Here is a 13,311-nt window from a genome sequence, read left to right on the forward strand (position 1 = left end):
CCGCGGTCGAGCGCGACCGGAACGGCTAGTCCTCGAGATGGTCGCGGCCGGGGAGCCACGACTGTCCGGGCGAGCCCCAGGAGTTGCGCTTGATCGCCTTCACGGAGGCCTTGCCGTACGGGTGGGCGAGCCGATCGACGTAGAGAACGCCGTCGAGGTGGTCATACTCGTGCTGGAAGATGCGCGCGAGCCACCCCCGCGCATCGATCTCGAACCGGTTCCCCTCCAGGTCGGCCGCCCGCAGCAGCGCTCGCTCTGCGCGTCGCAGCGGGAACCGCTCGCCCGGGACGGACAGACAGCCCTCTGACTCGCACTCCTCATCCAGCTCATCGAGATCGAGCGGACTGACGAGGAGCTCCGGGTTGACGGCGACGCCGCGCCAGTGCACGTCGTCGTCGTCCGTCCAGTCGTAGACGAAGAGACGCAGACCCACTCCGACCTGAGGAGCGGCGAGACCGACCCCGGGAGCGGCTGCCATGGTGTCGAACATGTCGGCGACGAGAGCGCGGACCGAGTCGTCGATGGACTGGACGGGCGCGGCCCGGAGGTGGAGCACCGGCTCGCCGGTGATGCGGATCGGGAGCACGGCCATTCGTCCAGGATATCGGCGCACTCGTCGGTACAGTGTCGGGGTGCTGCCCCCCGAGCTGAGCGATCTGACCGACGAGCTCATCCGAAGTCCCTTCATCGTCATCGGCATCCCTCTCGCTCTCGTCGGCGCCGTCTTCCTGTCGCTGGGTGCGCAGTTCCAGCACCGCGGCGTCTCCACGGTCGAGGCGAATCTCGGCGATGGTTCGAAAGCAGGGCTGAGCCCGCGGCAGCTCGCGCACCTCCTGCGCCGACCGTCCTGGCTCCTCGGCACGCTCATGCTCGCGCTCGCGATCGTCTTCCAGCTCACGAGCCTCGGGTTCGCACCGCTGATCGTCGTTCAACCCATCGGCGTCGTCGCGCTCGTGATCACTGCCATCCTCAACGCCCGGCTCTCCCGGATCCGGCTCGATCGCAAGGCCATCGGAGCGATCGCGATGAGCGTCGGCGGCGTGGGCGTGTTCGTCGTCGTCGCGGCGACCTTCGCGGTCGAGCAGCGGATCGATGAAGGACAGCTCCTGACCGTTCTCGGGATCCTCGGTGTGGTCACCGCGGTCTTCGGCGTGCTCTTCGCCGTACGACGCAAGAGCGCCGGCGCGATGTTCTACATCGTCGGCGCCGGTGTGCTCTACGGCTTCGTCGCGACGCTCGCGAAGGTCGTGATCAACCGCATCGTCAACGGCAACTTCGAGTGGCTGACCGTGCTCGCCATCGTCGCGCTCCTCGCGAGCGCCGCCCTCGGCGGCTACTTCGTGCAGACGGCGTACTCGGTCGGCTCGCCCGACCTCGTGATCGCCGGTCTCACGGTCGTCGACCCGCTCGTCGCGGTGCTCATCGGCGTGATCGTCCTCGGCGAGGCGACGCTCATTCCGCTCCCCGCCGCGATCCTGTCGGTCGTCGCCGGCGCGATCGCGATCGTCGGCGTGATTCGGCTCGCCAAGCACCACCCTCAGACCCATCGCTGAGGTAGCGTAGACTCCGCTGGTCTTCCTCCCCCGACCGCGGCGCCGATCGCGCCTGCCCCCGAGACGCAAGGATCATCCAGATCGTGCCAGACGCCCCGCATCCGCACGCGGTCAGCCCGACGCCGATGCGCATCCTGATCGGCGCCGACACCTTCGCCCCCGACGTGAACGGGGCGGCGAAGTTCGCCGAGCGGCTCGCCGCCGGCCTCGTCGAGCGCGGTCACGAGGTGCACGTCGTCGGCCCCCGTCCGGAGGACGGCCCGAACGTCACGCGCGTGGAGCAGCACGAGGGTCAGTCGATGACGGTCCACCGACTGCGCTCATGGCGCTGGAAGCCCCATCCCTGGCTGCGCTATGCGCTGCCCTGGCGCATCGAGCAGAACGCCGCGCGCATCCTCGACGAGGTCAAGCCTGATGTCGTCCACTTCCAGTCGCACATCGTGGTCGGTCGCGGCCTCGCCAGACAGGCGGCTGCGCGCGGCATCCGGATCATCGGCACCAACCACTTCATGCCGGACAACGCGATGCAGTTCACTCCGTTCTTCGGCTCTCTGAAGGATTCAGCGATCCGCGGGATGTGGAAGGCCGCGGGTCGCACCTTCGGTCTCGCCGAGTCGGTCACGACTCCGACCCGTAAAGCGGCCGACTACCTCGAGGAGTACGCGGGACTCGAGGGCGTGCATGCCATCTCCTGCGGGCTCCACATCGATCACTACACGCCCGACTTCGCGCCGCGCACCGAGAATGTCGCCCTCTTCCTGGGTCGAGTCGAGGCAGAGAAGCACATCGATGAGCTGCTGCGGGCGGTCGCGATGCTCGACGCATCGCTCGACGTGAAGGTCGAGATCATCGGCGACGGCGAGCAGCGCGCTTCGCTCGAGCGGCTCGCGGTCGAACTCGGCGTCGCCGATCGGGTGCACTTCGCCGGCTACGCGCCCGAGGAGTACCTGAAGCAGCAACTGACGCGGGCATCCGTCTTCGTGATGCCGAGCCGCGCCGAGCTGCAGTCCATCGCGACGATGGAGGCGATGGCCTCGGGCCTTCCCGTGGTCGGCGCGAACGCGATGGCGCTGCCGCACCTCATCCACGATGGCGAGAACGGCTTTCTCTACGAGCCCGGCGACATCCGCGGGTTCGCCGATCGTCTGCAGCGCATCTTCACGATGCCCCACGACGATCTTCTCGAGCTCAAGCGCGAGAGCCTTCGCATCGTCTCCGGCCACGACATCACCCGCACCCTCGAGACCTTCGAGGCGCTGTACCGCGGCGAGGAGGTCGACGACCCGATCGTGGACGGCGTGGGCTCGGCGACCCCGTAACAGGCTCGATATCATGGAGCAGGGCCGCTCAGCGGCCCGCGGGGCGGTAGCTCAGCTGGTCAGAGCAGCGGACTCATAATCCGTCGGTCACGGGTTCAAGTCCCGTCCGCCCTACGCGCGTCAGTGGGCGTCGCTCACGAGCTTGAGCCCGATTACGCACCCGACGATCCCGAGCACGAGCAGCATCTTCACGACCGATAGTGCCTCGGCTCCGGTCAGCATCGCCCACAGCACGGTCAGACTCACACCGATGCCGACCCACACGGCGTAGGCGGTGCCGGTGGGGATGTCACGCATGGCCCACGCGAGGCCCGCCATGCTCGCCGCGAGCGCCACGACGAACACGATCGATGGCCCGAGTCGAGTGAAACCCTTCGACGCGCCGAGGGCGGTCGCCCAGACGGCTTCGAGAACTCCGGAGACGATGAGCACGATCCACGACATGACAGTCCTCCTGGCCAGTCTTGTCGCGTTCCGGGTACTGAACCGTCGTCCGGGAGCGCGGTCGCCGCGCTCACCCTCCATGTTGCCCGAGCTTCGTGAGCACCGCCTGTGCAGCGGCGTCCGCGCAGGTCGATACCATGCGAGCGTGGGCCGGCGGTCGGCTCGGAGGGAGCGCCGCATGAGCATCAGGACGCACCGGATGCCCCGCCTCACGCCACTCTCGCTGACCTCCGCCGCGCTGCACCTCGTGGCCGCGCTCGCACTCCTCGCCGGCGCCGCGACGCTCGAAACCGAGCTGCCCGTGCGTCTCTCCGCGCCCGGCGTCCCGCCGGTGCCATTCGCCGCCGTGGATCTTGCGGTCGCCACCTCGGTCGTGCTGCTGGTGAGCGCGGTCGTGCGGCTCGCCGTGAGCATCCGCCCACTGTGTGATCGTCACGTCGCGGGGCTCGCGAGCGGTCGGGCGGGCTGGCGCTGGCTCGAGCTGTCGCAGACCGCGAGCATCACGGTCGTGCTCGTCGCGCTGCTCAACGGTGTCGCCGAGTCGGGTGTGCTCGTCGCGCTGTACGCCCTCGCCGCGGGAGCCGTCGTCCTGCTGTGGTTGCAGGATCGCCAGACGACGCCCGGCCTGGCCGGCCTCGGCGCCTTCAGCGCGGGAGCGGCGATCGGCATCGTGCCGTGGGGGGTCATCGCGATTTATCAGGTCACTCGGCTCGTCCTGGGCGAGCCTGTGGGCGATGTGGTGGGTATCGGGACGATCGCGCTGCTCGCGCTGTCGGCCGCGCAGTGGTTCTCGGTCTGGTGGCATCGTGAACGCAGTCGGGCGGCGCTGCACGCGCCTGCGGCCGAGCGGGTCTTCATCGAGCTGACGCTCGCGCACTCGCTCGTTCTCGTCCTCGTCGCGGTGCTCGCCGGCTGAGCCACCCGACGGCGACGCCGCCGCAGGCGCAACACCGGCGCGCCGATTGGCGTTGCGCTGAGCATCCCCGTCAGGATGGAGCCCATGTCGAACGCCGCCCCCTCTCAGCCCGCCGTTCCCGCGACGCCGGAGGAGCGCTACCGCGTGTTCCGCGAGCGCCGCGATCTCGCCGCGGTGCAGCCGCAGGGCCCGCTCGCGCTCGTCAACACGCAGTGGGTGGATGCCGAGCAGGCGATTTGGGGGGTGCCGGGTCGATGGGCGCCGGCGCCGGAGGGCGGACTGCTCGTGACCGCTGAGGCGACGGACGGGATCGTCGTCGACGGCGAGACCGTCGACGGCACCGTGCGCGTGCGAGGCAAGGACGACCCGCTGCCCTCGAGCATCGTGTTCGACGACCACACGACGGGGTTCGTCATCGCCGGCGAAGGCGGCGCGTACGCGCTGCGTGTGTGGGATTCGCGCAGCGAGGCGATCGAGAGCTTCGGCGGCATCGACGCCTTCCCCTACGACGCCGCGTGGGTCGTGACCGGCACATTCCGCGAGATCGAGGGCGGCACGACCGTCGGCTTCGAGCACCTCAAGGACGACGGCGCGACGCGCGACGAGGTCGTGCCGGGGGAGATCCGCTTCACGCACGACGGCGTCGAGTACGACATCGCGGCCTTCAAGTCGGGGCGCGCGCTGCAGCTCGTCTTCAGCGACGCGACCGCTGGCGACAGCACCTACTCGGTGGGGCGCTTCCTGTTCCTCGCTCCGAACGCCGACGGGTCGATCACCCTCGACTTCAACACGGCGATCCTGCCCCCGTGCGCCTTCAGCTACAACTTCAACTGCCCGCTGCCGCCGAAGCAGAACCGCTTCCCCTTCCCGATCGAGGCCGGCGAGAAGAACGTGCTCGCGAAGGACGGCTCGCTGCTGCTCTAGCGCGCGTGCTCCCGTCGCGCTGCGTGCGAGGCGAGTGCGTTCGGCGACGTCGGCGGTGAACGGCAGACTGAGGGAGTGCTCATCGTCGTCGACCGTCGTCCCGGTGGGGGGATGCTCCTGACCGACGAGCGCGGTACGACCGAGGTGCTTGCCGCCGAGCTCGCCGCGGCCGTCGCCGCCCGCGAGCACGAGGCAGGCGAGCCGCCCCGCTGGGTCTGGAGCGACACCGCGGCGCTCTACCCCGAGCTCCTCGCCGCCGGCGTGCGGGTCGAACGCTGCCACGACCTGCGGCTCGTCGATACCATCCTCGCCGGTGTCGACGGCCGTCCCCCCGAGCCCGCGCTCGCCCGCATCGTCGAGTTCGTGAGGCCCGCGATGCCCCGGCCGCAGGCCGATGCCCTCTTCGACCTGGAGGACGACGACTCCTCGCGGCGGCGCTCGCCTGCCCGAACGCAGCCCCCCGCCGTCTCGGCCCCGGTGCCGGCGTCGTCGATCGCTCGCGCTCAGCGCGACGAGCTCGCTCGCGATCGTGGTCCGGGAGCGCCCACGCCCCGCGATCTCGCCCTCCTCGCCGCCGCCGAGTCGGCGGGCGCTCTCACGGCGATCGAGATGCAGCGGACGGGCCTGCCGTGGAGCGCCACGACCCATGAGGCGCTGCTGACGGATCTCCTCGGTCCTCGACCCGACTCGCCGGGCGCGCGGCCGGCCCGTCTCGCCGCGCTCGGTGCCGAGGTCGAGCGACTCCTCGGCGCGAGCCCCGGCACCGTCCCGCTCGACTCGCCCCCTGAGCTCGTGAAGGCCCTGCGCCGCGCGGGCCTCGAGGTCTCCAGCGCCCGCTCATGGGAGCTCAGCCGCATCGACCACCCCGCGATCGAGCCTCTCCTGCGCTACAAGAAACTCAGCCGACTGCTGACGGCCAATGGCTGGAACTGGCTCGACACCCACGTGCACGACGGGCGCTTCCGCCCGAGCTACGTCCCCGGCGCGGTGGTCACAGGCCGTTGGGGCTCCGCCGGCGGTGGGGCGCTGCAGCTGCCGAAGCTGATCCGGGGGGCCGTGCAGGCCGACCCGGGCTGGGTTCTCGTGGTCGCCGACGCGGCGCAACTCGAGCCGCGCATCCTCGCCGCCCTCTCGAACGATGCCGCCATGGCGCGCGCCGGCGCGGGGGAGGACCTGTACGCGGGCATCGTCGCGAGCGGCGCCGTCGAGTCCCGCGAGCACGCCAAGCTCGGGATGCTCGGGGCGATGTACGGCGGCACGACCGGGCAGAGCGCACGGGTGCTTCCTCGCCTGCAGCGGGCGTTCCCCGACGCGATCCGGTTCGTCGAGGAGGCGGCGCGCGCGGGCGAGCGCGGCGAGCGCGTGCGCACGCGACTGGGTCGCACCTCGCCCGCTCCCAGCGAGGCGTGGCGCGAGCGCCAGCTCATCGCCGTCTCCGATGCGGCATCGGCCGCTCAGCGCGAGGAGGCCCGCTCCGATGCTCGATCGTGGGGCCGCTTCACGCGCAATTTCGTCGTGCAGGGCAGCGCCGCCGAATGGGCGCTGTCGTGGATGGCCGGCGTCCGCCGCCGGCTGTGGTCGCCGCTGGGCGGGCCGCTGGCCTCGCAGCCCCACCTCGTGCTCTTCCTCCACGACGAGCTCATCGTGCACGCTCCGCGCGAGCGCGCGCTCGAGGTGGAGGAGGTCATGCGCGCCGCAGCGGCAGACGCCGGGCGGCTGCTCTTCCCCGGCAGCGCAGTGAGCTTCCCCGTCACTGTCGCGACTGTCGACCGTTACAGCGACACGAAGTAGCGCGCGGCCGTGCTCAGTGCGCCGAGCCCTGCTGCGTCACGCCGGCCTCGGCCGCGCGGCGCCCGCGCCGCCGGCGATCGGTGCGCAGCGGCCACGGGTCGATGGTCGGGAGCGAGTCGAGCCACGCGAGCGCCGCGGAGCGGAGCAGGCGCTGCGCGTGGGAGGCGGAGGCCTGCGCCGCGCCGCCGGACGGGTCCGCGATCTCGGCGGACGCGCCGTCGCGAGGTGCCCACAGCATCCGGTAGTTCGCCAGGAGCGCCTCGACGTGGTTGCCGGGCAGCGACATCGCGAGCAGGACGCGCTCGACCATTTCGTGCCAGTCGGCGAGGTCGGGCTCGGTCAGGTGCATGCGCGCCTCGATCGTCCCCGCATCGGTGAGCTGGTAGAGCGGAAGGTTGTCGGGCGTGGATCCCGCGTGCTCCACGAGACCGTCCCGGCGGAGCCGGTCGAGCGTCGAGTAGACCTGCCCGACGTTGAGCGGCGCGTCGCGTCGTGTTCGCTCGACCACCTCGGCGTGCAGCTGATAGCCGTACGCGGGGCCGAGGGTCAGGACGGAGAGGAGGGAATGACGAAGCGTCATGCCTCCACACTATGCGGCGTATGCATTGCGCGGGAAATCGTGCGGTTCTTCGTGAGTGGGTTCCGGCCGACACGCGATCACATCGAACGACACGCTTGTCATTCGTGGCTCTCGTGGACGATAATGCGTAGACGGCGAGGAATCGCCACAACTGAACACGCTGTCACACCGCGAACAGGTCGATGGGGAAGTCGTACCTGAGGAAACGGAGTGAACAGTGGCTACAGCAACGGCTCGCGGAGTGCTCTACGTGCACTCCGCTCCGCGCGCGCTCTGCCCGCACATCGAGTGGGCGGCAGGTCGCGCCATCGATCGTGCCGTGAGCTTCGACTGGATCGATCAGCCGGTCATGCGGGGCTCCCAGCGCACCGAGTTCGTCTGGGAGGGCGAGCGCGGTTCCGGCGCGCGCATCGCGAGCGCCCTGCGCGGCTGGGAGCACTTGCGCTTCGAGGTCACCGAGGAGGCCGGCTTCGGCACGGACGGCGGCCGCTGGATGCACACCCCTGACCTCGGCATCTTCTACGCGCAGACCGACGTTGCCGGGAACATGGTCATCCCGGAGGACCGCGTCCGGTACGCGATGGAGGTCGCCGGGTCGAATACCCTCGAGCTGCACCGCGAGCTGCGGCTCGCGCTCGGCCAGGCCTGGGACGACGAGCTCGAGGCCTTCCGTCATGCGGGAGACGGCCAGCGCGTCGTCTGGCTGCACCGCGCCGGTTGACCGCTCCCCGTCAACAATTCAGGACTAACCGCACCGCGCACTCGTCGACAACTCAGGACTGCAGGCGCCACGAGCACCGGGTGACCGCCCCCCGGGCCCGCGAGGCACCGCTTGTCCTGAGTTGTTGACGCGGGAGCGCGGGCGCCGCAGCGCGAGCGGCCTACGCGTCGGTGGAGCGGAACGCGATGACCGAGTTGTGCCCGCCGAAGCCGAACGAGTTCGAGATCGCGAGCTGGGGCCCGTCGCCGAGCGGCCGCGGCGACGTCACGACGTCGAGCGGGATGCGTTCGTCCTGGTTGTCGAGGTTGATGGTCGGCGGCGCGGTGCGCTCGTGCAGCGCGAGGATCGTGAAGACGGCCTCGAGCGCGCCCGTGCCGCCGAGCAGGTGACCGGTCGACGCCTTGGTCGCCGACACGGGGATCGCTCCGACGCGGTCGCCGAACACGCGCTTGAGCGCCTCGAACTCGGCGACGTCGCCGACCGGCGTCGAGGTCGCGTGCGCGTTGATGTGGGTGACCTCGTCGGGGGTCGCGCCGGCCTGATCGAGGGCGGCGAGCACCGCCCGAGCGGCGCCCGAGCCCTCGGGGTCGGGCGCGGTGATGTGGTACGAGTCGGAGGTCACCGAGCCGCCGGCGAGCTCGGCGTAGATGCGGGCGCCTCGGGCGAGGGCGTGCTCCTTCGTCTCGAGCACGATCGCCGCCGCGCCCTCGCCGAGCACGAACCCGTCGCGGTCGACATCGTAGGGGCGCGAGGCGGCGGCGGGGTCGTCGTTGCGCTTGGAGAGCGCCTGCATCGACGCGAAGGCGGCGATGGGCAGCGGATGCACGACAGCCTCGGTGCCGCCGGCGACGACGATGTCGGCGAGGCCCTGCTGGAGGTGCTCGTAGGCGTTGGCGATCGCCTCGGTGCCGGAGGCGCAGGCCGAGACCACCGTGCGGGCGCCGGCGCGCGCGCCGAGGCCCATGCTGATCGCGGCGGCGGCGGCGTTGGGCATGAGCATCGGGATCGTCATGGGGAGGACGCGACGGGGCCCCTTCTCCTTCAGGATGTCCCACGCGTCGAGGAGCGTCCAGAGGCCGCCGATGCCGGTCGCGTAGTCGACGAGGATGCGCTCCGGCGCGACGTCCGGTGCGCCGGCGTCCGCCCATGCCTCGCGCGCGGCGATGAGCGCGAACTGGGCCGACGGGTCGAGGCGCTTGATCTCCTGGCGCTCGAGCACCTCCTCGGGGCGGACCTTGGCCTGCGCGGCGAACGTCACGGGCAGCTCGTGCTCGGCGACCCAGGGCTGCTCGAGCGTGCGTGCGCCGGATTCTCCGGCGAGGAGGGCGGTCCAGCTCTCGCGGGCGGTTCCGCCGATGGGCGAGGTGGCACCGATTCCGGTGACGACGATCGTGGTCATAGCGTGAGCTCTTCTCTCAGGGTGGGAGGCGTCTCGGGGGCCGGGGCCGCGCTCGCGCATCGGCCCCGGCATCCGCGCGGGGTCTAGCCCTGCGCGTTGACGATGAAGGTGACGGCGTCGCCGACGGTCTTGAGGTTCTTGACCTCTTCGTCGGGGATCTTCACGTCGAACTTCTCCTCGGCGTTGACGACGATCGTCATCATCGAGATCGAGTCGATGTCGAGGTCGTCCGTGAACGACTTGTCGAGAGCGACCGAGTCGGTCGCGATGCCGGTCTCGTCGTTGATGAGCTCGGCCAGGCCGGCGAGAACTTCTTCGGTGGACAGTGCCATTGTTCTTCTCCTCAGGGGTGTCGGTATGACCGTCCTCAATCCTAGGGCGGCGGTGCGTCGGATCGGGGAGGTCACGGCGTCGGTGGTCGCGCCCTAGGGCAGCCGCACCACCTGGGCGCCGAACACGAGTCCGGCGCCGAAGCCGATCTGCAGGGCGAGTCCGCCGCTGAGCTCGGGATGCTCAGCGAGCAGTCGGTGCGTCGCGAGCGGGATCGAGGCGGCCGAGGTGTTCCCGGTCGTCGCGATGTCGCGCGCGATGACGACGCTCTCGGGCAGTTTGAGCTGCTTGGCGAACTCGTCGATGATTCGCATGTTCGCCTGGTGGGGGATGAACGCGGCGAGCTGATCGGCCGTCACGCCCGCGGCGGTGAGAGCGCGCTGAGCGACCTTCGCCATCTCCCACACAGCCCACCGGAAGACCGTCTGGCCCTCCTGTCGGAGGGTCGGGAAGACGCCAGCCGCCACGCCCTCGGCGATCGTGTGGTCCATGCCGATGGTCTCCCACTTCGAGCCGTCGGAGCCCCACACGCTCGCGCCGATGCCGGGGGAGTCGGCGGGGCCGACGATCGCGGCTCCCGCGCCGTCGCCGAGAAGGAACGAGATCGTCCGATCGGTCGGCTTGGCGAAGTCGCTGAGCTTCTCTGCGCCGACGACGAGCACGAACTCGGCGGCACCGGCCCGCACGAGGGCGTCCGCCTGCGCGATGCCGTAGGTGTAGCCGGCGCACGCGGCCGAGACGTCGTACGCCGGAGCAGGGTTCGCGCCGATGCGCTCGGCGAGGAGCGCCGCAAGCGACGGCGTCTGCACCGGGTTGGAGATCGTGGAGACGATGACCGCGCCGATGCGGCCGGGGTCGATGCCGGCCTTCGCGATGGCCTCCTTCGAGGCAGCTTCAGCGAGGTGGAGCGCGGTCACCGACTCGGAAGCGCGCATGCGCGTGATGACGCCCGTGCGCTGGCGGATCCACTCATCGGACGAATCGATCGGCCCGACGATGTCGTCGTTGGGCACGGTCAGGTCGCCGCGGGCGGCGCCCACGGACCAGATGCGGGTGTACGGCACCCCGACGGACTGCCTCAGGACGGGCTGTTCGCTCATGCGGACTCCAGCATCTCGATCGCGGCGGGCAGGTCGTCAGGGGTCCTGATCGCAACCGACGGCACGCCCCTGAGCCCGCGCTTGGCGAGCCCGACGAGCGCGCCGGCCGGAAGAAGCTCGATCACTCCCGTGACGCCGTCGGCGGCCATCGACTCCATGCACAGATCCCAGCGCACGGGCGAGGAGATCTGCCCGACGAGCAGCTCGACGAAGCCCGCCCCGGACGTCACGACCGCACCGTCGCGGTTCGTGTAGAGGCGGATGACCGGGTCGGCGACGCGGACCGTCGCGGCCCCCGCACGCACGCGCTCGACCGCCGAGCCCATGTAGCTCGTGTGGAATGCGCCCGCGACCTGCAGCGGGACGACCCGCGTGCCGGGCACGGGGTCGCTCGCGAGAGCATCGAGGTTGCGCAGCTCGCCCGCGACGACGGTCTGCCCGCCGCCGTTGACGTTGGCAGCCTCAAGGCCTAGCTCGACGAGGCGCTCGGCGAGAGCATCCGCATCGCCGCCGAGGACGGCGCTCATTCCCGTCGGCACGGCGCCCGCGGCCTCGGCCATCGCGAGCCCGCGCTCGCGGACGAGACGCATCGCGTCGTTCTCGTCGAGCACGCCCGCGATCGCGGCGGCCGCGAACTCACCCACCGAGTGCCCGGCGACGGCGCCGACGCGGTCGCGCCGACCATCGAGCAGGGCGGCCGCGCTGAGCAGGGAGGCGGCGACGATGAGCGGCTGAGCGACCGCGGTGTCGCGGATGGTGTCGGCGTCCGACACCATGCCATGCGCCACGAGGTCGATTCCGGCGGCCTCGCCGAGCGCCTCGAGGCGCGCCCGGTGCGCGGGGTCGGCGAGCCACGGCTCGAGGAAGCCCGGGGTCTGGGACCCCTGTCCGGGGGCGACGACGACGATCATTGGTTCATCCTCCCAGGGGCGGGCGACGGGGGTGGTGGTGGTCAGGGCGCAAGAAAGCCACGAGACCTTGTGAGGACCGTACAGGCAGAGGGATGCCCGTGGCGGCATGCGCGTGCCGCCTCACCGTCGCGGCGCCTCCGGCTCCGAGATCGAGCCGACGATGAGCGCGCACTGCAGGATGATCGCCTCGCGGGCGCCCGTGGCATCCCACCCGATGACCTCGCTGATGCGCTTGAGGCGATAGCGGACGGTGTTGGGGTGCACGTAGAGCTCGCGGGCGGTCGCCTCGAGGCTTCGCCCGTTGTCGAGATAGGCCCAGAGGGTGGTGAGCAGCTCGGTGTTGTGCTGCTTGAGCGGCTTGTAGATGCGGTTGATGAGCGTCGAGCGCGCGATGGGGTCGCCCGCGAGCGCCCGCTCGGGCAGCAGGTCGTCGGCGAGCGTGGGCCGAGGCGCGTTGCGCCACGACCGCGCGACCGCGAAGCCCGCGAGCGCCGCCTTGGCGCTCTTGCCCGCGTCGACGACGTCGGGCACCTCCGGCCCGAGCACGAGGTGCCCGGTGCCGAAGAAGGGCTCGAGAGCCTGCGCGATCTCCGGGAAGGTCGCCGGCTGGGGCGAGGGCTCATCGGCCTTCGGCAGAGCGCGGCCGATGACGACGACGAGCCGGTTGCCCTGCACGCCGATGAGCACGTCGGCGTCGACGTGGCGCGCGGTGCGGCGGATCTGGTCGACGTCGACGATGCGCGGCGTCGTCCCGACGAGCACGCACACCTCGCCGTGCCCGTTCCAGCCGAGCGCGGCGATCCGGCTGGGGAGCTCGTTATCGTACTCCCCGCTGAGGATCGAGTCGACGACGAGAGCTTCGAGCCGGGCATCCCACAGCCCTCTCGCCTCGGCGGCGCGCGCGTAGACGTCGGCGGCGGCGAAGGCGATCTCGCGGCTGTAGAGCAGGATGGCCTCGCGCAAGCTCTGGTCTCCGCTCGTCACGCGATCCTCGACGACCTCGACCGTCACCCGGATCAGTTGCAGCGTCTGCTGCAGGCTCACCGAGCGCAGCAGCTCCCGGGGCGCGGCCCCGAAGACGTCGGCGGCGATCCACGGTTGGGACGTCGGGTCCTCGTACCAGCTGATGAGCGAGCTGATGCCGGCCTGGGCGACGAGCCCGACCGCCGATCGGCGGCTCGGCGGCATCTCGCGGTACCAGGGCAGAGTGTCGTCGAGACGCTTGAGCGTCGCGGTCGCGAGCTCGCCCGAGATATTGCGCAGGTACTGCAAGGTCTGGGCCTTCGTCATCGACGCCACGACTCGTCCCTTCCTCGGACCGGG

General features: G+C 70.9%; 14 protein-coding genes, 1 tRNA gene and 1 riboswitch. Of the genes, 7 read left to right on the forward strand and 8 right to left on the reverse strand.

Annotated features, from left to right (window positions below):
• Positions 1-25: 25 nt before the first annotated feature.
• Positions 26-592: a peptide deformylase gene (gene def, locus FHX53_RS02630; RefSeq protein ID WP_182489783.1), complete on the reverse strand. Its 567-nt coding sequence runs from the start codon at positions 590-592 to the stop codon at positions 26-28.
• 40 nt (positions 593-632) lie between these two features.
• On the opposite strand from def, the gene FHX53_RS02635 reads away from it, so the two are divergent.
• From FHX53_RS02635 to FHX53_RS02645, 3 genes are all read left to right on the forward strand, one after another.
• Positions 633-1,553, forward strand: coding sequence for a DMT family transporter (locus tag FHX53_RS02635; RefSeq protein ID WP_343050760.1), 921 nt, complete (start codon positions 633-635; stop codon positions 1,551-1,553).
• Positions 1,554-1,636: 83 nt separating this feature from the next.
• Positions 1,637-2,872, forward strand: coding sequence for a glycosyltransferase (locus tag FHX53_RS02640; protein ID WP_343050761.1), 1,236 nt, complete (start codon positions 1,637-1,639; stop codon positions 2,870-2,872).
• A gap of 40 nt (positions 2,873-2,912) precedes the next feature.
• Positions 2,913-2,986: transfer RNA gene (locus FHX53_RS02645), tRNA-Ile, on the forward strand.
• Between the two features lie 6 nt (positions 2,987-2,992).
• Here the strand turns inward: FHX53_RS02645 and FHX53_RS02650 are convergent.
• Complete coding sequence (locus tag FHX53_RS02650) at positions 2,993-3,316, reverse strand: DMT family transporter (protein ID WP_182489785.1); 324 nt, start codon at positions 3,314-3,316, stop codon at positions 2,993-2,995.
• 9 nt (positions 3,317-3,325) lie between these two features.
• A riboswitch (guanidine-III (ykkC-III) riboswitch) is annotated at positions 3,326-3,391 on the reverse strand.
• A gap of 103 nt (positions 3,392-3,494) precedes the next feature.
• Between FHX53_RS02650 and FHX53_RS02655 the strand changes: the two genes are divergently transcribed.
• The 3 genes from FHX53_RS02655 to FHX53_RS02665 all read left to right on the forward strand — a co-directional run bounded on the left by FHX53_RS02655 (position 3,495) and on the right by FHX53_RS02665 (position 6,947).
• Positions 3,495-4,232: a hypothetical protein gene (locus FHX53_RS02655; protein ID WP_182489786.1), complete on the forward strand. Its 738-nt coding sequence runs from the start codon at positions 3,495-3,497 to the stop codon at positions 4,230-4,232.
• A gap of 84 nt (positions 4,233-4,316) precedes the next feature.
• A complete protein-coding gene (locus FHX53_RS02660; RefSeq protein WP_182489787.1) occupies positions 4,317-5,156 on the forward strand; it encodes a DUF1684 domain-containing protein in 840 nt (279 codons plus the stop codon).
• Between the two features lie 111 nt (positions 5,157-5,267).
• The gene (locus FHX53_RS02665; RefSeq protein ID WP_182490119.1) at positions 5,268-6,947 is read left to right on the forward strand and encodes a bifunctional 3'-5' exonuclease/DNA polymerase; all 1,680 of its coding nucleotides are present in this window, start codon (positions 5,268-5,270) and stop codon (positions 6,945-6,947) included.
• Between the two features lie 13 nt (positions 6,948-6,960).
• Here the strand turns inward: FHX53_RS02665 and FHX53_RS02670 are convergent, their stop codons facing one another.
• Positions 6,961-7,527: a PadR family transcriptional regulator gene (locus FHX53_RS02670; RefSeq protein ID WP_182489788.1), complete on the reverse strand. Its 567-nt coding sequence runs from the start codon at positions 7,525-7,527 to the stop codon at positions 6,961-6,963.
• Positions 7,528-7,744: 217 nt separating this feature from the next.
• On the opposite strand from FHX53_RS02670, the gene FHX53_RS02675 reads away from it, so the two are divergent.
• The gene (locus FHX53_RS02675; RefSeq protein WP_343050763.1) at positions 7,745-8,248 is read left to right on the forward strand and encodes a DUF3145 domain-containing protein; all 504 of its coding nucleotides are present in this window, start codon (positions 7,745-7,747) and stop codon (positions 8,246-8,248) included.
• Positions 8,249-8,408: 160 nt separating this feature from the next.
• Here FHX53_RS02675 and FHX53_RS02680 read toward each other — a convergent pair whose 3' ends face one another.
• The 5 genes from FHX53_RS02680 to FHX53_RS02700 all read right to left on the reverse strand — a co-directional run bounded on the left by FHX53_RS02680 (position 8,409) and on the right by FHX53_RS02700 (position 13,278).
• Positions 8,409-9,647 (reverse strand): beta-ketoacyl-[acyl-carrier-protein] synthase family protein, encoded by a 1,239-nt coding sequence (locus FHX53_RS02680; protein ID WP_182489789.1) that lies wholly within the window; start codon positions 9,645-9,647, stop codon positions 8,409-8,411.
• A gap of 83 nt (positions 9,648-9,730) precedes the next feature.
• A complete protein-coding gene (locus tag FHX53_RS02685) occupies positions 9,731-9,979 on the reverse strand; it encodes an acyl carrier protein (protein WP_182489790.1) in 249 nt (82 codons plus the stop codon).
• Between the two features lie 93 nt (positions 9,980-10,072).
• A complete protein-coding gene (locus FHX53_RS02690) occupies positions 10,073-11,077 on the reverse strand; it encodes a beta-ketoacyl-ACP synthase III (RefSeq protein ID WP_182489791.1) in 1,005 nt (334 codons plus the stop codon).
• The gene (locus tag FHX53_RS02695) at positions 11,074-11,988 is read right to left on the reverse strand and encodes an ACP S-malonyltransferase (protein ID WP_182489792.1); all 915 of its coding nucleotides are present in this window, start codon (positions 11,986-11,988) and stop codon (positions 11,074-11,076) included. The genes FHX53_RS02690 and FHX53_RS02695 overlap by 4 nt, the downstream gene beginning before the upstream one ends.
• Positions 11,989-12,108: 120 nt before the next feature.
• Positions 12,109-13,278, reverse strand: coding sequence for a PucR family transcriptional regulator (locus tag FHX53_RS02700; protein WP_182490121.1), 1,170 nt, complete (start codon positions 13,276-13,278; stop codon positions 12,109-12,111).
• Between the last annotated feature and the right edge of the window lie 33 nt (positions 13,279-13,311).

The sequence above is a fragment of the Microcella alkalica genome, from assembly GCF_014137945.1.
In the GTDB taxonomy this organism is placed as follows: Bacteria; Actinomycetota; Actinomycetes; order Actinomycetales; family Microbacteriaceae; genus Microcella; species Microcella alkalica.